At 30.0% G+C, this 21,692-nt stretch carries 16 protein-coding genes and 1 tRNA gene; 9 read left to right on the top strand and 8 right to left on the bottom strand.

Annotated elements, in window-relative coordinates; genetic code table 11:
* Positions 1-19 precede the first annotated feature (19 nt).
* The 3 genes from WFZ85_RS04260 to serS all read right to left on the bottom strand — a co-directional run bounded on the left by WFZ85_RS04260 (position 20) and on the right by serS (position 3,531).
* Positions 20-331: a DUF4286 family protein gene (locus WFZ85_RS04260; RefSeq protein ID WP_342695042.1), complete on the bottom strand. Its 312-nt coding sequence runs from the start codon at positions 329-331 to the stop codon at positions 20-22.
* Positions 332-405: 74 nt separating this feature from the next.
* Complete coding sequence (locus WFZ85_RS04265; protein WP_342695043.1) at positions 406-2,184, bottom strand: tetratricopeptide repeat protein; 1,779 nt, start codon at positions 2,182-2,184, stop codon at positions 406-408.
* A gap of 75 nt (positions 2,185-2,259) precedes the next feature.
* Positions 2,260-3,531 carry a serine--tRNA ligase gene (serS, locus tag WFZ85_RS04270; protein WP_342695044.1) on the bottom strand — a complete coding sequence of 424 codons (1,272 nt, stop codon included), beginning with the start codon at positions 3,529-3,531 and terminating at the stop codon, positions 2,260-2,262.
* Positions 3,532-3,867: 336 nt separating this feature from the next.
* Between serS and rseP the strand changes: the two genes are divergently transcribed.
* From rseP to WFZ85_RS04315, 9 genes are all read left to right on the top strand, one after another.
* Positions 3,868-5,214, top strand: coding sequence for an RIP metalloprotease RseP (gene rseP, locus WFZ85_RS04275; protein WP_342695045.1), 1,347 nt, complete (start codon positions 3,868-3,870; stop codon positions 5,212-5,214).
* Between the two features lie 84 nt (positions 5,215-5,298).
* Positions 5,299-5,372, top strand: a tRNA-Asn gene (locus tag WFZ85_RS04280).
* An 86-nt stretch (positions 5,373-5,458) separates the two neighbouring features.
* Complete coding sequence (locus tag WFZ85_RS04285; protein WP_342695046.1) at positions 5,459-6,340, top strand: hypothetical protein; 882 nt, start codon at positions 5,459-5,461, stop codon at positions 6,338-6,340.
* A 110-nt stretch (positions 6,341-6,450) separates the two neighbouring features.
* Positions 6,451-6,705: a helix-turn-helix transcriptional regulator gene (locus tag WFZ85_RS04290; RefSeq protein WP_342695047.1), complete on the top strand. Its 255-nt coding sequence runs from the start codon at positions 6,451-6,453 to the stop codon at positions 6,703-6,705.
* Between the two features lie 34 nt (positions 6,706-6,739).
* A complete protein-coding gene (locus WFZ85_RS04295; RefSeq protein WP_342695048.1) occupies positions 6,740-7,201 on the top strand; it encodes a hypothetical protein in 462 nt (153 codons plus the stop codon).
* Positions 7,188-8,444, top strand: coding sequence for a site-specific integrase (locus WFZ85_RS04300; RefSeq protein WP_342695049.1), 1,257 nt, complete (start codon positions 7,188-7,190; stop codon positions 8,442-8,444). Before WFZ85_RS04295 ends, WFZ85_RS04300 begins: the two co-directional genes overlap by 14 nt.
* Entirely contained in the window at positions 8,422-9,924 is a 1,503-nt protein-coding gene (locus WFZ85_RS04305) for a primase-helicase family protein (RefSeq protein ID WP_342695050.1), read from the top strand. The genes WFZ85_RS04300 and WFZ85_RS04305 overlap by 23 nt, the downstream gene beginning before the upstream one ends.
* A gap of 244 nt (positions 9,925-10,168) precedes the next feature.
* A complete protein-coding gene (locus WFZ85_RS04310; RefSeq protein WP_342695051.1) occupies positions 10,169-11,029 on the top strand; it encodes an AAA family ATPase in 861 nt (286 codons plus the stop codon).
* Positions 10,998-12,026: a DUF3871 family protein gene (locus WFZ85_RS04315; RefSeq protein ID WP_342695052.1), complete on the top strand. Its 1,029-nt coding sequence runs from the start codon at positions 10,998-11,000 to the stop codon at positions 12,024-12,026. The genes WFZ85_RS04310 and WFZ85_RS04315 overlap by 32 nt, the downstream gene beginning before the upstream one ends.
* A gap of 45 nt (positions 12,027-12,071) precedes the next feature.
* Here the strand turns inward: WFZ85_RS04315 and WFZ85_RS04320 are convergent, their stop codons facing one another.
* The 5 genes from WFZ85_RS04320 to WFZ85_RS04340 are packed head-to-tail and all read right to left on the bottom strand — an operon-like array spanning position 12,072 to position 21,673.
* Entirely contained in the window at positions 12,072-12,545 is a 474-nt protein-coding gene (locus tag WFZ85_RS04320; protein ID WP_342695053.1) for a hypothetical protein, read from the bottom strand.
* Positions 12,536-13,345, bottom strand: a complete 810-nt coding sequence (locus WFZ85_RS04325; protein WP_342695054.1) for a V-type ATP synthase subunit I domain-containing protein — start codon at positions 13,343-13,345, stop codon at positions 12,536-12,538. Before WFZ85_RS04325 ends, WFZ85_RS04320 begins: the two co-directional genes overlap by 10 nt.
* Positions 13,346-13,347: 2 nt before the next feature.
* Entirely contained in the window at positions 13,348-17,643 is a 4,296-nt protein-coding gene (locus WFZ85_RS04330; protein ID WP_342695055.1) for a DEAD/DEAH box helicase, read from the bottom strand.
* A 41-nt stretch (positions 17,644-17,684) separates the two neighbouring features.
* Complete coding sequence (locus WFZ85_RS04335) at positions 17,685-18,389, bottom strand: M48 family metallopeptidase (RefSeq protein WP_342695056.1); 705 nt, start codon at positions 18,387-18,389, stop codon at positions 17,685-17,687.
* Positions 18,389-21,673, bottom strand: coding sequence for a type I restriction endonuclease subunit R (locus WFZ85_RS04340; RefSeq protein ID WP_342695057.1), 3,285 nt, complete (start codon positions 21,671-21,673; stop codon positions 18,389-18,391). The genes WFZ85_RS04335 and WFZ85_RS04340 overlap by 1 nt, the downstream gene beginning before the upstream one ends.
* Positions 21,674-21,692 lie beyond the last annotated feature (19 nt).

Here is a 21,692-nt window from a genome sequence, read left to right on the forward strand (position 1 = left end):
GCTAGGTTTTTATAATCTCTTAATGTTCCGAAATCAATTCCAACTCTGTTCTGAACGCTAACATTTTATCACCAAACAAACGATGTCCTTCTTCTCGCAGTCGTGGTGCATCTTCATCATAATATTTTTGCAACGTTTCTTTGCTATCTGTCGTGTATTGAATAGAATAAGTCGTTCCGCCCATTTCTTCTTCTATCAAAACTTTCACCATGCGAGCCGAGGTAAATTTTCCTGTAGCCAAGACATCATTAATATGTTTTTGTTGCATCCAAATCATCCACTGGTCGTGAACACTTTCGTGAATGTTTATTGTTACGTTGTAGAGTATCATAATTATTTAGGAATTGGGATTGATTTTTGAAATTTATTTTTACAATCTGCACACTAATAACTGAACACTGAACACTAAAGATTTGTGTCTCCTCTCAGTTTTCTGTATTTGTTCCTCGAGTCGACGTAATAAATACTATCTTGGTGTTTGAAGATCATTTCCTCATACAATGGCTTTGCTTTCTCGGCATCTTGTAGCTGCGAATTATATATTTCAGCAGAAAAGTAGAGTGCTTCGTCAAGGTAAATCGACTCCTTGTGATTGGTAACGATTGCATTATAATTTTCTAAAGCGGCATTAAAATCTCCTTTTTTTTCAAATATTTTCCCAATTCTAAGCAAAGTAACCGCTTCAATTTCTTCGCCTTTATGTTCTTTTAAAATCATTTGAAATTGAGAAAGTGCCAACTCTTTTTTGTTTTGATACAAAAGAAAATCAGCACGTGCAAACTTTTTTAAAGCCACTTGTGTAGAGTCTTCCACAGTATTGTCACTGATTAAAAGGAATAAATCCAGCGCATCATTGGCAATTAATTGTGATGATGCTGATTTTAGTACTTTTAGCTGGTGTGATGCCCACTGAAAATCGGTTTTATAATAACTTGTTTTGGCCGTTTTTAGACTGGCTTCTTGACCTATCACATCGCCACTCATGTCTTCATCAACCTGTGAATAATAAATCAAAGCTTGATTGAATTTTTCTTCAAACAAAAGAATGTCTGCCAACTCCATTTTGACTTCTGCCAACTGATATCTATCGAGAGGCATTTCCATTGCGTTTTTCAAAATAATCTTTGCTTTCTCAGGATTATTTAGTTTAAAAGCACTGAAATTAGCTTGTAATTTTAATAAAGAAAGCGTGTATGGACTTACGCCAAACTCCTTGATTAATTTATCCAATTCTTCAGTAATAGCGGGATAATCTTTTTCTAAAGAATGATCAATTTTCATCTTAACCAAATAGGAATTTGCCTGAATTAACAACTCCAAATCATTAGTGTTTTGAATTACAAAATCCAAAATTTCCTTCGCCGATGTTTCATCATTATCTTCGATTGCCATTTGCGCTAAGTTGACAATATTGCCAAACGAATCTGGATTGCGTTTATAAATTGCTTTTTGTTGTATAAATGCTTTACCATACTCTTTAAGTTGCACAAAATACCAACTCAGGAAATCGTTCCAAAAAATGTCTTGTGTTTTTTGCGCTTTGACCAATAAGGCCTTTTTTAACAATTCATTAAAATTAGCATCGGCATCTTCGGTCATAAAACGCGATAATTGGTTTTGAATCATGGGAAGATTTTGTGGATTTAAATAGGCTTCAAAAAGATAGGTTTCTATCATTAAATCAATATTTCCCATTTGGCCATAAAGCAATGCCATTTGAACATTAAAGCTTAATTTTGAGTCGGTTTCGATTGCAGTTTTATACGCCATTAATGCATAATCAAATAATGACTTTCTCTCGAAAACATAAGCAATACCATAAACTTCTGTTGCATTTTTTTTGATTTTACTGATAGCTTGGTCATAAAATTTATTGGCTTTGTCTTGATTTTTTTGCAGTTGATAATTGAACCCTAATTCTACTATCAAATTACTTTGTTTGTATTTTTCTAGTCTTTCTTCAAGCGCTTTTTGGGCTTTGTCAAACTGCTGTAGTTGTTGATAGCATTCAACTACTTTTTGAAAATAATTAAAATTACCAGCTTGCTTTTTTAACAATTCTTCATAACTCACAAGCGCTTTTTCGAATTCGCCACGGTCAAAATAATTATTGGCCAATTGTTCGTTTTGAGCAAAAGCAACTAGTGAAAAAAATAATAGTGTTATGGAAAAGAATTTCTTCATGTATTTAAAAAACTAATGTACCAAAGTAACGTTATTTTGTGTCAATTTGGTACATTATTTACAAAAGGTTAACTATTAATTTATAATATCAAAGCCAGTGTAAGGTCTTAAAACTTCAGGAATTACAATACCTTCTGGTGTTTGATAATTTTCAATTATTCCGGCTAAAACTCTAGGTAACGCTAATGAACTGCCGTTTAAGGTGTGTGCTAGTTGTGTTTTCCCATCTTTTCCTTTGAAGCGTAACTTCAAACGGTTGGCTTGAAAAGTTTCAAAGTTGGAAACCGAAGAAATTTCTAACCATCTTTCTTGCGCTGTCGAAAACACTTCAAAATCATAAGTCAAAGCTGATGCAAAACTCATATCGCCACCACAAAGACGTAGAATTCTGTATGGTAATTTTAGTTCCTGAAGAATTCCTTTAACATGCTCTACCATATTTTCCAAGGCTTCGTATGATTTATCAGGATGTTCTACTCGAACAATTTCTACTTTATCAAATTGGTGTAAACGATTTAAACCTCGAACGTGTGCACCATAACTTCCTGCTTCTCTGCGGAAACATGGTGTATAACCTGTACAAAGAATTGGTAATTCATTTTCTTGCACTATTACATCACGGAACAAATTAGTTACTGGAACTTCGGCTGTTGGGATTAAATATAAATCGTCAATGCCTACATGATACATTTGTCCTTCTTTATCAGGTAATTGACCGGTTCCATAGCCTGAGGCTTCGTTTACTAAATGTGGTACTTGAACTTCTTGATAACCTGCTTCGGTATTTTTATCTAAGAAATACGAAATGAGCGCACGCTGCAATTTTGCTCCTTTTCCTTTATAAACAGGAAATCCGGCGCCAGTAATTTTTACGCCCAATTCAAAATCGATGATGTCATATTTTTTCACTAATTCCCAATGAGGTTGGGCGCCTTCATGCAAAACTGGAATAGTACCTTCTTGAAAAACATTGAGGTTTTCTTCGGGAGTTTTTCCTTCTGGCACGATAGCAGCAGGCAGATTAGGCAAAAGATACATTTTTTGGGTTAGCTCAGAAGCAAAGCCATCTAACTTTTCCGAAAGTTCTTTGCTGGTTTCTTTAAGTTGCGCTGTTTTTAGTTTAAGAATCTCAGCTTTTGCTTTTTCGCCATTTTTCATCAAATCGCCGATAGCTGAGGAAAGTTTATTGGCTTCAGCTAAAGTATTGTCTAAAGCTACTTGCGTACTTCTTCTATTTTCGTCTAATTGAATAACTTCTTCTACAATTGGCTTTGCATCGAAATGCTTTTTAGCTAATGCAAGGATTACTTTGTCTTTATTTTCTCTGATGTAACTAATTTGTAACATGACGTTTCTCTTTATAAGTCCGCAAATTTAGTGAAATGTTTTAGAATACCTTTCGAATTTATAATCAATACAAAATTTGAGTTTATGGTTGCAAAAAAGTAAATAAAGCGCAAACTACTTTGTGAAATAGTTGTCAATCATTTTTGACTATATAGTTAAAGACAAAGTTATTTTAGTAAAAAAACTACTAAACGTTACTTTACAGTTTTAATCAACGACCAATGGATACCTTTTTTCATAAAAAATTCATAAAAAAATCATCTTAAACAAATATTATATGCAGAGGTTAAGTGAAAACCTTACTTTTGTGCGTTTAAAAGAAATTAACAGTTTACTATGGAAATCGTAATTAAATTATCTCAATTTTTATTGAGTTTATCTATACTAATTATTCTGCACGAATTAGGACATTTTATTCCTGCTAAATTATTTAAAACTCGAGTTGAAAAGTTTTATTTGTTCTTTGACGTTAAGTATTCGTTACTCAAAAAGAAGATTGGCGAAACGGAATATGGCATAGGATGGCTTCCGCTTGGTGGCTATGTAAAAATTTCTGGGATGATTGATGAAAGCATGGATAAGGAACAAATGGCCTTGCCACCACAACCATGGGAATTTCGTTCAAAACCTTCTTGGCAACGATTAATTATTATGCTTGGCGGTGTAACGGTAAATTTCATTTTGGCATTTATTATTTATATTGGGATGTCCTACGTTTATGGGGATTATTACATTAAAAACGAAAATATTAAAGACGGGATCTGGGTAACCAATCCAGTTGTTGAAAAAGCAGGACTAAAAACTGGAGATAAACTTATTGCTATTGATGGTAAAAAAGTGGAGCGTTTTGTTCCTGCAATAAGTGGTGAAGTTTTAACAGCAAAACAAATAGACGTTATAAGAAATGGTGAAGAAAAAACAGTTACACTTCCTGATAACTTCATTGGAAACTTCATTGATGCTGATAAAAAAAGTGTCATCGGTTTAAGAATGCCATTTGTAGTTGGTGGCTTTGCAGACGACTCTCCAAATAAAGAGCAACTGAAAGCTAAAGATATTTTAATTTCTATTGAAGGCAAACCCATGCGCTATATTGACGAGGTTACCACTTATTTAGAGGCAAATAAAGGGAAGAAAATGGCAGCAGTGGTACTTCGCAATAATGTAGAAAAAGAAGTTACCCTCAATATTAATGCAAATGGGAAATTAGGTGTTGGCTTTGGTGCTTTAAAAGAAGACAATTTAGAAAAACTGGGCTATTATAAATTTAGTAAAGAGAGTTATGGATTTTTTGAGTCCTTTCCCATTGGCATCCAAAAAGGAGTTGACCAATTATCTGGATATTGGAAACAATTGAAAGCCATTTTTAATCCTAACACTGGAGCTTATAAAGGAGTAGGAGGATTTGCTGCCATTTATAATGTTTTCCCTGACAGTTGGAGTTGGGAAGTGTTTTGGAGCATTACAGCTTTGTTATCTATCATGCTGGGTGTGATGAACCTATTGCCAATACCTGCTTTAGATGGAGGCCATGTAATGTTTTTATTATACGAGATGATTTCAGGTAAAAAGCCAAGCGACAAGTTTCTTGAAAAAGCACAAATGGTTGGGTTTGTTTTACTTATTTCATTGTTGCTTTTTGCTAATGGTAATGACATTTACAAAGCTATTGTAAACAAATAATATTTTTTTAAATTTTATTTGTTATTTATTTGCAGAAAATAAAATTCGTTCTATATTTGCAACCGCTTAAATGATTTAACATCTTCCTCCTTAGCTCAGCTGGTTAGAGCATCTGACTGTTAATCAGAGGGTCCTTGGTTCGAGCCCAAGAGGGGGAGCTACTAAAGAAAAGACTTCACAGAGATGTGAGGTCTTTTTTGTTTTTACATGTCATACATTTGTAAAACAAATATATTTTTGGATAATGGATGTTAATCATAATATAATCCCTTTTAGCTATTTTCAAGATTTACTTGAAATTGATAAAACAAAAATTTTAATCAACCAATTTATTAATGACTTCATTAATGAACATGGAATGTCTTATACTAAAATCGACAGGACAAAGGGGGAAATTACTTATTTAGGGCAATATTATGATTATTATGGGAACCCAGATGTCATAGGGGAAATTTTATATGATTTTGAGTCATATTTTGAGATTAAGATTATTCAAGAAAAAAATAAAGCTAAATCCAACTTTATAATTGCTGTTAGTCACATAATTAATCTAGGTCATCCAATAAATGAATTTCTTGAAATTTCTCGAAACATATTAACAAACCTAGAATTGAGTAGTTTAACTTATTATTCTGATTATCTATTTATTAAAGATGCTATCTTGGAACTATCCAGATTTGTTGCACAATATGATAGTTTTGGAAGTAATGATTTTAAGTATTCTAATCAATCTTTCCTCTGGGACAATGAAGATAACGAATACAGAAAAAACTCTTTAATAAAATTATACAGATTAGTTGTAGTTAAATACAAATTGATAAAATGCAATAAATCTGATTTTTTCAATGCTTTTTCGAATGGAGAAGTCAAATATGGATTAAAATGGATGCACTTAACAGATAATGGTGAAAATTGTAAGACTTCATTGGTTTATTTTATAAATAGGCTTCAGGAAGAAAATTTCATTACAGAAAGTAGTGGAAAAATTTACAATGACAAGATTTGTTATGTTTTTAGAGGCAAGGACGGAGAAACTCTAAAAAACATTAAACATTCTAAAAGTAAATTAAAATTCAACTTTTATCAATACGATTTTATAGATGATATTATCAATGATTTGATATAAAACTTCTAATATAAATTACCCTACCGTAACCCTACCGTAACCCTTAGTCACCCTCATAGTTTTAAACCTTTGCAGAAGCCAAAACGAATTGGCAAGTAATTCTTTTAACTATGAAAAAACACAATGAAGAGATCTTATCTCTAAATGAGGCAGCAAAATTCCTCAGTGCCTCAAAGTCATTTATGTACAAAATGACAAGTCAAAAAATTATTCCCCATTACATTCCGGGGGGAAAAAGAATCTTTTTTAAAAAGTCCGATTTGGAAGATTGGTTGCTTAAAAATAGAATACCACCGAGTTCTGAATTTGAAACCAACACTGAATGTTATTTGTCTAACCCTTTAAAAACTAAAAGTAATGATTAAGTATATAACTTTTTATGGGAAAAATGGGAGTGTTATGCTCTATTCTAATAATCTATGTGCCTTTGAAAGCCAAAGATTATATATGAATGATGAAGTTTCAAAAAGATCTTCACCAATCATATCTAAAGCATCATCTAATCTAGAAATAGAATTTAACTGTTTAAAAAGTGGATTAACTAATTTATTCTCAGAAAACCAAGAGGGTATTGTTCAATTTAATTTATCCACTAGACATATCGATGATTTGATAACTTACATATTAAGAGATTTAAATAATTCCAATTTTTTCAAATTTTTCAAATTCAAGATGGTATTTGAATGTGATAAACCATTATCTACAAAATTTATAGATTATAAATTATCACGATTTTGCAAGGACAGGTTTAAAAGCATAAAATACATCGTGGAGACTTATAAAGGAATTAGTATATGGGGCGAAGACAAGGTTAAAAAATTTGAAATAACAATTAAGCTTCAACACTATGGCAAAAATTAGTATCATACTTCGTGATGCTCAAAACAAAAATGGACTATATCCAATTGTGTTGAGAATCATTAAAAACCGAAAAGTCAAGATTATTACTTTAGGTATGGATTGTGAGAAATCAAATTGGGATGAGAAATCATCCCAATTCAATAAAAGCATGTCTAACCATATCCAAAAGAACCTTGTTCTGTCTAAACTTAAACAAAAAGCTTGGGCTATTATTGACCAATTCAATATTGATGAAGTTGATTTTACACTAAATCAATTTGAAGAAAAATTTAGAGGTAAAGAGTCAAGTAAAATAACTGTTCTGGAATTTTGGGAAGATAAAATCAAAGATTTAAACCTAGCAGGAAGAACAGGTAATGCGCGTGCTCATCATGACACCAAAAATTCATTCTTCCGATTTTGTAAAAATCAAAGAATACTCTTCAAGGAAATAACAGTTGAGATGCTTGATAAATACGAAACTCATCTGAGGTCTACTGGAAGTAATGATGGAGGAATTGGTGTTAGAATGAGAGAACTCAGAGCAGTCTTCAATGATGCTATTAAAAAAGGTGTTGTTGATGAAAAGTACTATCCTTTCAAAGTATACAAAGTTTCAAAGTTAAAAGGCAAAGGTTTCAAAAAAGCATTATCGAGAGACGAAGTTAGATTGATTGAAAATCTTGATGAAGAAGCATATCCGCATTTAGTTGAAGCCAAGCATTTATTTGTATTTTCATACTACACTCGTGGGATGAATTACTTCGACATGATGAAATTACGTTGGGAAAATATTATTGATGATAAAATCATCTATACCAGGTCTAAAACGAAAGGTAGATTTATTATCAAAATACTTGAACCAGTGAGTGAGATTTTATCTTATTACAAAAAGGCAAAAAGTAATACCGGATATGTTTTTCCAATTTTACTTAACGATAATTTAAGTCCAATTCAAATTGAGAATCGTAAAGCTAAAAAATTAAAGCGATTTAATAGTGACCTTAAACTCATAGCAGGAATTGTAGGTATTAATAAGCCGCTGACCAGTTACGTGGCTAGACATAGTTATGCCACAAACCTTAAGCAACTAGGAGTATCTACCGATTTGATAAGTCAATCAATGGGACACCAAAACATTGCCATCACTTCTGCCTATTTAAAGGATTTTGAAAATGATGTCATAGACAATGCAAATGAAAAATTATTAATGGAACCAATTTCAATTTACAATTTAACTTATGGAGACAAACAATCTGCTTAATCCTGATGGTAATTTTAATGACCGTTATGAGGGTGTAATTCCATTTTTCAAAGAAGAAGTAAAGAACGGGAGAATAGAAATAAGCATTAATAACAAAATGCTTATTCTGTTTTGGGAAAAAATTGGTTACCGGAAAGTTGTAGATGAAAGTGGTAATTACATTTTAGTTTTAATCAAGAATAATTCTATTGTAGGCGAGGTTAAAGAACACATGTTAAGGACAGAAGTTCGTAAGTATACTGAGTACATACAAAAAGATGATATTTGGGATGCTTTTTTGAAATCAGAATTCATTGTGAAAAGAAACTTTGAATCTTTTCAAACCATTGATGTAAAAAGAAATAATGGAAACAAAGAAGTTGGTTATTTATTTTATAAGAATGTTATTTTAAAAGTAACAAAAACCAATATTGACTTCATTGAATATAAAGACTTTTTAGGTTTTGTTTGGGAAAAAGAAATCATTCAAAGAGATTTTATTGTTGATGATTTTCGAGAAAGCATTTTTTTTAAATTTCTATATAAAATTGCCAATGAAGATGAGGATAGATTTAGAAGTATCAACTCAATAATTGGTTATTTAATTCACTCTTATAAGGATCCTTCATTATCTAAAGCAATAATACTAATGGATTCAGAAATTGATGTTGAATTTGATGAAGCTAATGGAGGTACAGGAAAATCATTAATTGCAAAAGCCATCGAACAAGTTTTACCAATGTTGTTTATAGATGGAAAAACAATTAAAATATCGGATAAGTTTAGACTTTCAGGTTTAAACAATCATCATAGAATAATTTTTTTTGATGATGTTAGAAAAGATTTTGATTTTGAAGCTATTTACCCTTTAATCACAGGAGACTTATGTTTTGAAAAGAAATATAAAAATGCAGTAGTTATTCCTAGTAGTGATAGCCCAAAAATTTTAATTTCTTCAAATTATGTGGTCAAAGGTGGTGGTGGAAACGCAGAAAAGAGAAGGAAAGTAGAATATGAAGTGTCATCCTATTTTAAAAATGTATTAACTCCTGAAGAGGAATTTGGGCATCAATTATTTAGAGATTGGAATAAAGATGAATGGGTTAAGTTTGATAACTTTATTGTCAAGATTCTTCAATTTTATCTAAAATACGGACTTATTGAGCCAAAATCTATCAACATAGACTTCAATAGATTAAAACTTGAAACAAGTATTGATTTTATGGATTTTATGGATTCTATCATCAGTAAACCTGAATTCTATTTAAAGCAGGGTTCAACAGAAATTCTCATCATTGACAAAAACAAACTGTTCGACAACTTCAACAATAAAAAGCCAAATACAGGAAAACGTATAACACCTATTATTTTTAAAAAATGGATTGATAAGTATTGTAATTATTATCAAATACCTACTAACCATTACAAAAGCAATGGGAATGTATTTGTTGAATTGAATATAAGCAACTTAATCCGTAATGAAAGTAATGTGGAAGATTAGCTTTCAATATTAAATAAGAAAAAGAAAATAACTAAATGAAAGTATTTAAAAGTGACACAGTGACATTTTGTGTTAAAAAGTAATTTTCAAACTAGATTAAATCACTAGTCTTTAAACTTCTTTCTTTAGTATTCAGATTTTTCAAAAAAACTTTTCAAAAGCGATTATCACTTTGTCACTGTGATAGTCGCTTTTTTAGTAACCACTTTATAAAACTAAATATTAATCTTTAAATTGTTAAATCATGCAATTACAAAAATCAAAAAGAAGTAAAGCCAAGATAAAAATGGCTTTACAAGGACCATCAGGTTCTGGAAAAACGATGAGTGCCATTCTAATAGCTCAGGGTCTCACAAATGGAGACATGAGTAAAGTAGCAGTCATTGACACAGAAAATGGTTCTGCTAACCTCTATGCGCATCTAGGAGGCTATAATGTACTTAATTTAGAAATACCACACTCACCACAACGCTATATAGAGGCTATTGATGTTTGTATCAATGCAGGAATTGAAGTTATCATCTTGGACAGCACTAGCCATTGTTGGGATTTCTTGATTGACTACCATGCATCATTGCCAGGGAATAGTTTTACCAATTGGAGCAAAATCACTCCGATGCAAAAAGCATTTGTAGACAAAATTCTTAACTGCAATGCTCACGTTATTGCTACCATGAGAGTAAAACAAGATTATGTTATCAGTGAAAAAAATGGAAAAATGGTTCCGGAGAAAGTAGGTTTGAAAGCTATACAAAGAGATGAAATTAGCTATGAATTCACTATTGTTTTTGATATTGATAGCAAGCACTTTGCATTAGCATCAAAAGACAGGACATTACTGTTTGAAGGTAAACCCCAATTTCTTATCAATACTCATACAGGTAAAAAGATATTAGAATGGTGTAATAGCACCATAACAAAATCCGAAATGCAGCAGAAAATAGTAGAATGTATGACAATACAAGAACTATCAGATTTGTATAAAAACAACCTTGATTTAGCCAAGAGTATGGAACAAGAATTTGTAAACAAGAAAAATCTTTTAAATAATCTAATAACTAATACATCTACAAATGGAAACGGAACTTACCCTCACACCAGTTAAAACAGTCCACCATGCAGAAATACTCTTGCCAGAAGAAAATATAGTTTTTACTTCTAGGAGTAATCCTGAAATTATTATAAAATCACCATTTATTGAGGCTAATACCGAGAGTATTGGCTTCTCTCATTTAAAAGAGAAATGTGTAATACCAGTCTTTACAAAAGATAATGAGATAACTATATCACACCAAGAATTTATTGAAACGGTTATTAGTGCGATAGATACTGTTTTCCCAAAAGAAACAATTGAAACTCCTGAGATAAGAGTTAGCCATCAAATTAAAGGTAGAACTCCTGATGCATTGCATATTCCTGCTAAAGACCTGCAAGAATATCAGAGAACATCTTACTTTGAAAGAATGGCTTTTATTATTAGAATTCCAGGTATTACAGAAACCATTAATGGTAATAAATTGGCTTTGACAATTGGTGGAGTCAGAGCCTATAATCAGGAAAACCTATACAACAAGAAAACTTATGAAAAGTTCAAATTTTTTATTGGCTTTCAGAATATGGTATGTTGTAACCTTTGTATCTCTACTGATGGCTACCAGAGTGAAATTAGAGCCATGACGGTTCTTGATTTGGAAGATAAAATAATCCAAACTATAGCCAAATACAAAGCTCAGGAGCATCTAAAAACAATGAAAAATCTTTTAGACTATAGTTTGACAGAAAGAGATTTTGCTCAAATTATTGGCAAAAGTAGGCTTTACAATTACTTGCCTAAAAAAGAAAAATCTTTAATACCTGAATTTCTCTTAAATGATGGTCACATCAACACCGTAGCCAAAGATTATTACCAGGATGAAAGCTTCTGTAGAAATGCTAATGGAGATATTAGTATGTGGGAGTTTTATAATTTGTTGACTGGTTCTAATAAGTCCAGCTATATTGACACTTTCCTTGAAAGAGGGGTGAATGCCTTTGATTTTAGTAAAGGCATCTCAAATGCACTAAGTGATAGGAATTCTAACTACGCTTGGTTTTTGAGTTGATAATTTCCCAACTTCTCTAGTTAGGAGTTGGGGATTGTTTTAAACTTAAAATGGAGTATTATATCTATCGCTATCTAACTTAAACGGTTTGATTGTAATTTGCTCTTTTTTATTACTAATCTCAACATCATTTATTAAATTAAAACATTCCATAAAGTTTACTATTTCAGTATTTTTAGTTTCAATTATAAAGTCTGAATAAAAACCTTCTTTTTCATCTAAAAAAGTAAAACCTAAACAACCATTTTTACATCCATTGCATTTGCCAGGGATAATACTTAACGAATAAATTCCATTTTTTTTGAGGCTTATAAAATGTTCATCAATAAGTTTTAAATACTCCAATTTAGTAGCACCATCATAATAATTTTTATCACTAAGCAATCTATCTATGCCTTCTATATCGAGTATAGAAAAATAATGCGCAAAAGCATCTCTTGGGTCTTCAAATCTTTTTACAAAAACTACCTCACCCATTTCTTCTAGTTGTTGTATTAATTTAAGTTTTTCTACTTCCATTTTATAATTATTATGGAAGAAATTACTATCAATAATGCTATTAATAAAATTAACTTTTTATTGAAATTTAGTTCTTTTTTTAATAGTTCATTTTGAGAAATAATTGAATTCAATTTAGCATCAGATTCTTCTAATTTTGAAAGTAGTTCTTTTTTGTTTTTTTCTTGATTTTCATAAACTAAATCAAAACTTTTATTTGTTTCTTTTTGGTTTTTAGAAAGTACTTGTTCAATATCACCAAAGTTTTGAATTATCTTGTTTATATTTTGAGAAATGGTTGTTAGTATCCCATTTATCCCATTAATTGAAATGAAAACTTCCGATAACTTATTTTGATGTTTATTAAAGTGTTCTTCTAAATCTATTTTAGATAGTCGAGTAATTTCTTTGCCTAAATCATCGATCTTGTTTTGAAGATTAGTTGCTTTCTCATCAAATTTCTTTAATTCTTTGCCGATTTCTACTTTAGAATTCTCTAAAAATTTTGTTTCTAAATCTCTGAATAAAGTATTGAAATCTACTTCGACTAATCGTGTTATTTCTGAACCTAACTGATTTATTTTACTAGAAATTTCAACAATTTTTTGGTCAAATATCGTATTGTTTTTAGTCAAATATAATTCAGCAGAATTATTTAATTTCTCTGCAAGTTCTTTGAAAAGAACTGGATTTTTAAGACTCAGACTTACAGATTCTTTGATTTCATTATGTAATGATTCTATGTCTTTTAATTTCTCGTTTAATTTTTTTACGTTTTCTTGAGATTCTCTAAGAATTTCTTCTGTATTGTATTTTCCCATCTTTAAAACTCTTTATATTTTGTTACTAATGCATCAATTCCTTTGTATTGCAATTTTTGTAAAAGTATGTTCCTTATTAAATTTATATCTTGAAATGATTGGTTTGTTTCGTCTACATTTTTAAGTAAAATATTGAAATAATTTTTAAAAATTTCTTCTATTTTATTATAGTCATTGTTATGATATACTTCATCATTATATAATTTTTCAAAACCATTTTTTAATTCCATGTTTGCTTCAGAACGGTAAGCAGAATTGTTGACTGCATACATTGAAAATGCTTTTAACAATCGAAGTACCCATTCTTTATTTAAATCCGAAACTGAAAGCGATTGCATTATTTTTTTACAAGATCCCATCATGTGCTTGTAATTATTTTGTTCTGTGCCTTCTAATTTGAACACTTCTAAATATTTATCTAAGATACTGTTTGGATTTATTTTATTTTCCGAATAGTTATTATAATCTTCTAATAATGAATAATTTTCATTACCAATTATAAATTCTTTTCTAGCATATTTTGCGTTGAAATAAAAATAAATTTGTTCTTTGATAAACTTGTTTTGCTCAAACCAATCGTCATAGCCAATGGCTTTAATTAGGGTATCTTGAATTTCATCAGTTGCTCTTTTTCTTTTTTCTGCAATTTCTTTATATGAGAATTCAGCTAAGAAATATAGACACTCTAAAAGGTCTTCTACAAAACTTTCTTTTTGGAATGATATTTTTTCTTTTAATTCTTTAATCTTATTTAATGTAGAATTTTCAGATAAATAACGTCGTAAATAACTTTCAATGTTACTTATATAAACATCAATATTTTTCTCTTTCTGAAAGGTGCAGTTATATATTTTTATTTTATAATCATAGGTGTAATCAACGAGTAAACCCATAGAATGAAGTCTATAAATTAGTCTGCCTGTATCGCCAGTATGCCGGTCTCTGTAGAATATTACTTCTAATCGTTTTTTGTTTTCTTCAGTAATAAATTCATAATGTTTGATGTCTTCTTTGTCTATATTGAAAAGTAATTCCTCTAAGTCTAAAGATTTATTAAGTACTTCTTTTATTTTTTTGTCAAATGAATTACCTGTAATGAAAAACATTGCTTTAATTTCATCTATTTTATTATTTGCGGCATCTTCATATAGTTTATTGTGATTTATTACAAATTCAAAAGTGTCGTTAGTTGTTTCATTAAAAGTTTCTTTTAAAGTTTTTTGTTCATTAAATGGTGATTTTTCACTAAACTCAGGTTCTGTAAATAAAAATTTTATCTGAGTCTTTTCAAAATCAACCCCTTTGAATGATAAACTATAAAAATAATTATGAATATCTCTGTCAACATACTTTTCATATAAACAAGAATTATCACTTTCAATATTATTCAATATTAAAGTGCGAATTCTTTCTTTTTGTTGTTCATTAAATGAAATAAGCTCACCATCTTTCTTTTTATAATTGAAGTCTGTAGTTTTAATAAATTCAATAAAAGCTGCTTTTGACTTAAAGTTATTAGACAATAATAACCTAAGAATAAAACGAATTTTTTTGTCAATTAATTTTGAATTTTCTTCAAAGAATTTTTTCAAATCAAAAAAAGCTATGTAATTAGTATCAATAAGTATATTAGCTAATGCTACTTTTTTATCTCTACCAGCACGACCACATTCTTGAACAAAACTTTCAAGTGAACTCGAATAATTAAAATGATAAGTACTTCTGATATTGCTTTTATCAATACCCATTCCAAAAGCTTTTGTACAAACCATATGATGAATAGAACCATTTTTAGTGGTGAAATTTAGAAAGTAATCTTGAATTTCTGGATCTACTTCATATTCATCATTGGCATAATAATAACCTTTGCTTTTGGATTGTAATTTTTCATGAACATATCTCACCCCTTTTTTATTAATGAATTCCCCAATATTTTCTCCCGATTCATAAACACTTGTCCCTTTAACTGAACAAAATGTAATTGTATAAAAATCATCTGTTTGATATTGACTTAAATCTGCGTCTAATAAAAGCTTAGGGTTGTATTTAAAAATAAAATTGCCTTCTTTATCTTTTTCAAATTCATTTGTTTTCTGATTTCTTAAAGCAAAATCTTTAGGTTCAAAATCTTGAAAATGTTGTAGTTGGGATCTGGTTAAGATTTCCTGATTATTGATAGTTAAAAGTTGCTTCCCTAAGCTAGAAAAATTTTCATTAAGGGTTTTAATTCTGTCTTTATCAGTAACATCAATAATTTTAAAAAACAATTCCGGTCTAATCGTATTTTCTATCATAATTATGGCATTTGCCACATCATTATCATCATTTTTTATTTGTAATTCTCTTTCAATGTCGGTTAGTACATCAAATGAAGCTGTAGCTGTCAGTCCAATTAGCGTTACTTTTTTATCATGATTTTTTATTTTACAGAATTTCTGAGCATTTTTACCCAACATTAAATAAGTATATCTAAAATCATGTCCCCATTCTGATACACAATGCACTTCATCAATTACACAAAAAGAGAATCCTAGTCCCAATTTAGAGCCATCAATATTTTTTATGACGCTTCTAAAATCTTTCATAATAAAACGCTCTGGTGAAACAAAGAAAAAAAGTGTTTCTCCTAAACGAAAATCAATGATTCTTTTGAATTTTTCTTGAGTTGTTATCGCTGAATTTATGTATTCACAGCAGTCTATCCAACTCTCCTTTAGCACCCTTACTTGATCTTCCATTAAAGATTTTATCGGGTCAACTACTAAACACAAACCAGGCTGTAAAAAAGCAGGTAGTTGATAGGTTAATGATTTACCACCACCGGTAGGTAATAATCCAATAACAGGTTTTTGTTGAATAGCTCTTGAAATAATAGGCAATTGTCCTTCTCTAAAACTAATTTTTCGGAAGATGTTTTGAATAAAAAAGTTGATATTTTTTTCATATTTTCTAATAGGAGAATAGGAACCATCATTTTCTTTTTGAACTAATGCAACATAATTTAATAAATCTGAACAATATACTTTTCTACCACTATTTGCTGAATTATCAAAGTAGTGTGATGAATTGATTACTATTGCATCACGAAGTGAATATTCTTTTTCCTTATAAATTTGGGAACGCTTTAAAATGCAATGATCTATTATGATGTCAAAATCGTTTGATCCAAAAAAAGATTCATTTTTAGGCTTATGACCACAGTGTAACTTCTGATTAATCACCCATTTTTCATTTTCAAAAATGCTCAATTCTATTTTTGGTAAAGTTAATTTATCATTATCTTCTAGTATAGCATTTATATTTGTAAAAAAATCTTCTAAACCTTTTATTGCTAATGCTCCACAAGGCAAATCTCTTTCTATTATTGCAACTTTTAAAGTTTTTTCGTTTAACAAATCTTGATTTGCAATAAAATGTTCAATCAATACTTTTTGAATTCTTGCAACTGCCAACGGGATATAAATTAAGCTGTATTCTTCAATAAAATCATTATGATTACGATAGAAGTTTTTTTCAAATATCTTATAGATATCTCTGCTAATTAATGCTTCAAAAGAAATTTCATTTTTTTGAATCTCTTCTTTTGTGAAACGATAGGTTTTTGCATCAACTTCCTCGGCTGCAATATCTCGTTTATTGTCATAATACACATATTCATTTAATAAATGATGAGGACCATCTATTTCAAATATTCTAGTTACATTTTTTAAAGTGTTGTTGGCTGAATTCCAGTGCAAGTATGGAGATGTAAAACTAAAATCGACTGAACGACCACCTGACATAGATGGAGTCAATGTAGCAAAATCTCTTTGCGATTGTAAAATTTGAATTAAAAATGGATGTTGTTCAATAAATTGCCATTCTAGATGGCTTCCTAGAGAACCCCCATAATTCATTTTATTTATTTGAAGCTTTGGTTCAATTAGATGTAATAATTCAAAAATAGTTTGATATTCAATTTTTTTTATTGGTTCATTATATTTGAATTCGAACTCTTCTTTATTGGCATTTATTAAATTTATTTCTACAAATTTTTCTTCTATTATTAGAGGTGCTTTGGTTGGCAGACCTCTTGTAATAATGTTATTAATGGTTGCTAAAACAGGATGAATATTGCAGTAATCAATCTTATGTTTATATGGAAATTGTACATCAAAAGCACTAAGATTTTGAAGCAAACCTTTTACCTTATTAATCTCATCATTTCCTTTTTCATTAAAATAATTTGATGACTTAAAATTATCAGTAATTAAATTACTGATTGTATCTACTATATATCCTGCTTTGAATTGTTTCATAAATTGCAAATAGATTTTTAATTTTTGCTCTTATTTTTTTATTAGCACAAACTATGTTCAAGTTTTTCTTTCCACTTTTTCCAATCGGGCATTATTTTTTCTTGTAATTCATAGAATGCTTTGGTATGATTGTGATGTACTAAATGACACAGTTCATGTATCATAACATACTCAATGCTTCCTTTAGGTGCTTTGATTAGTTCTGGATTTAATATTACTTTTCCTTTTACTGTGCAACTGCCCCAACGTTTACTCATTGAGCGTATTTCTACTAAAGGTTTTTCAATATCATATTTAGTAAAGAGGTTTATTTTTTCATTTAAGACTGAATTGAAATGTTCCATTGCTTTTTCTCTATACCATTTTTTCACAACCGTTTCTACCTTTGTATTTGATTTGTGCTGTATCACTAATTTACCTCTGTATGCCTTTACTTGATTTGTTTGACCTATTTCTGATTGTAATATATATTGTCTGCCAAGATATAAATGTGTTTCTCCATTAATATACTTTCTAGCAGGAGTTAAAGGATGATAGGATAAAAATTCATTTTGTTGTTTTAATATCCAACGTGCTTTTTCCTTTACCTTTTCTTCAATCTTCTCATTACTTGTATTTGATGGAGCATATACCTTTACTGAACCTTCGGGAAATACTTTTATACCTAATGTTTTTCTGTCTTGAAAAATTAGTTCATAGCTTATTTCCTTTTTGCCGTATTTAATATTATTGGTTTTAGCTATCATTATACAAATTTGATTTTTGCAATACTTAATCCTTGTTCTACTAGATCATCTATTTGTTTGAAAGTAATCTCTAAATCATATTTTGCTTTTAAATCAAAAATATAATCATCGATAGCAATTTTAATTTTACCCTCTATATCCGTTTTGTTTTGCCAATCAATAATCAATATATCATCTTCATAAACAATTGAACGGATGATAGTGTCAATTTCTAATGCGATTTCTGAAGCGATTTCAGGTTTAGAAGCTAATTCAGTTTTCAATATTTCTTTTACTAAGTTATATATCGCAATACCTGTATCATTACCATTTAAAGCCTCTGGAACATTGTTTCTTTTACCGCTTAAAAATTCAGCTTCAAACTCTTTAACCTTTCTTAAATATTCTGCCTCTGTAATTCTTTCTAAACGATATGTTTCAATTGTCTCACGGATTAAAGCTGATAAGTTTTTATAATAAATTGGGTCTTCATTAATTTTTACATTAATTGCTCTAATTGTTCTACTAGCTATATGGTCTGCTTTTGCAGCTTTACCTGTTAGTTTTTCAACTTCTGCTTCTCTTTGTTCTTTATCGAATATGTTTACCAAATCGGTTATTTTTAACATATCACCTTCAGTTGTAATATGTTTGTCTATTAACTTTTGAATTTGTGGTTCGTAAGAGGCATAATCTGCTTCGTCTGAATATCTTCTTTTGACTGAAATTCGTAATTCTAAAAAGAATTTTAAATCCTTTTTGTATTTCGCTATTACCTTATCAGGTGTTTTTGTTTCAAACTCATAACTAGACAATGCTAATTTCAGTAACCTTGCGAATATTGATACCTTTTCATAAAAGTTATGTCTTATTTCTTCATCTGCTAACAGCACTTCATAGGCTGGTTCATCATACTTATTAGATATGGTTTTGAAAATATCCCAAACCTCTGAATGTGCTTGTGGAAGCTTTTTAATTTCATCATTGATATTTGTAAATGTACCTACTAAATCTTCTTCATCATAAGCATTGTCGCCTGAGTAAGTTTCTAAAGCTTTGTCTAAGTTTTCAAGATTTCCATAATAATCAATGATATATCCATAATCTTTACCGGGATGTAATCTGTTTACTCTTGCAATTGCTTGTAGTAATGTATGTTCTTTTAGAGACCTTGTTATATATAAAACAATGTTTCTAGGAGCATCAAAGCCAGTTAATAACTTATCTACAACAATAATAATTTCGGGTTCATCTTGTTTTTTAAATGCGCTAATAATTGATTTCTCATACTTTTCAGTAGTACCATATTTATCCATTTTAGCCTTCCAAAACGCTTTTACTTTATCATCAACCTTATCAAATGCATCTTCTTCTCCTTCACGTGTGTCAGGTGCTGAAATAATGACTTCGGACGTTACTTTTCCTATTTCATCAAAATACTCTTTATATTTAATTGCTGTTGCTTTATTAGGTGCTACCAATTGTCCCTTAAAAACAGTTCCTTGCCAATTATCTACAAAATGCTCCACAATATCCCAAGCTCTTGCATAAATGATTTGGTCAGCCTTATTCAGCATGTTTTTACTACTATATTTTCTTTTTAAAGCAGCTTTTCCGTAGGGTGTTAATGGCTCGGAGATTTTATTAAAATAATTGTCAATTGGATTGTCATTTACTTCAATTAAATTGTGTCTTCCTTCATAAAGAAGTGGAACAACAGCACCATCAGCAACTGCATCATTGATAGAATAAACATCAATTAAGCCACCAAATTTATTGGCGGTACTTTTTTCTTTTTTCATCAATGGAGTTCCTGTAAAAGCTATAAAACAAGCATTTGGAAAAACTTGTTGCATTCTTACATTGAAAGAACCGTACTGACTACGATGTCCTTCATCAACTAATACAAAAATTTCAGAAGACAGAAAAGGTGTTACAGAAGCATCTACCGCTGCTTTAAATTTGTGTATTAAAGTAGTGATTACAGCATCGCCAGGTTCTGCAATAAGATTTAATAAACTTTTGTCCTTCTTGAGTTTATCAAATTCCTTATCTGTTAGCTTTTCACCTTTTAATTTTTTGATGATTTCTTTTGATGCACCTACTTCAGCATTTTCTATAGGAAATTGACACTTTTGAAATGTTTCCGTTATTTGGCTATCTAAATCTATACGGTCAGTAACTAATATGATTTTTGGGTTTTTAATGTTTGGATGTGCCGCAATCAATTGGGCTAGCATAACCATTGTTAATGATTTTCCGCTTCCTTGTGTATGCCAAATTACACCACCTGTATATTTATTATTTGTTTTAGTATTTAAACGTGCTAGTGTGTTTTTGATACCAAAGTATTGTTGATACCTTGTTATTTTTTTAACTCCATCATCATATACTATATAATTGAACATTAAATCTAATATTCGTTTTGGTTGGCAAAAACTGAATAATAATTTATCTTGTTCTGTAACGGTTTCTGAATTATCGACCACATTTGCAATAAACTCATTTCTCTTTTCGTGCCAATCTATTAATTTATTCCAATCGTCTTTGTTTACTGCTTTTGTTTTGATATTTGAAATAGTTTCTTCCCAAAGTGTTTGTTCTTCTTTTGTTTTAAATAATTCCTTCCAAAAACTCCAAAACTCTTTAGGCGTTGCAGTAGTTGCAAACTTTGCATCGTTTACAGCAATAGACAATAGTATGTTACTGTATAGATATAATGAACGTATGCCATCATCTTGTTGATTGCGTAAGTGTTGTTCTATTCCTTTGTCAATAGGTTCTTTTACTATTGGACTTTTACATTCAATAACAACCATAGGGATACCATTTATAAATAACACTATATCCGGACGATAATGGTCGTTTCTTTCTGAACGTAATACACTAAATTCTTCGGTAACATGATAGGTGTTATTTTCAAGGTTTTTCCAATCAATATATTGAAAAGAGAAACTCTTTTTGTCGCCTAAAACTGTTTGTTCTAGACTTTTTCCTAATGTTATTAGTTCATAATAAGCTTTATTAGCTGCAATATATCCATCTTGAACAGGTAAATCTCTTAATGCAAGTAAACCATTACTTATATTTGTATCTGTAAATTCAAACTCTTTTTGTTTGTATTCAATCTTGTTTATTTTACGCAATTGTTCTTTTAGAATATCTTCTAACAATACATTAGAAGTCCTATTTCCTCTAGCTTCAAGAGCTTCATCAGGAGTAAGATATTGCCAACCTATGTTCATTAAAAGTTTTAATGCAGGTAGTTGTGCTATGTGGTCTTCTATAAAAGATGGAGTACTCATATCTATTGATTTATCTGTA

Source organism: Flavobacterium aureirubrum (genome assembly GCF_038739835.1).
Classification (GTDB): Bacteria; Bacteroidota; Bacteroidia; order Flavobacteriales; family Flavobacteriaceae; genus Flavobacterium; species Flavobacterium aureirubrum.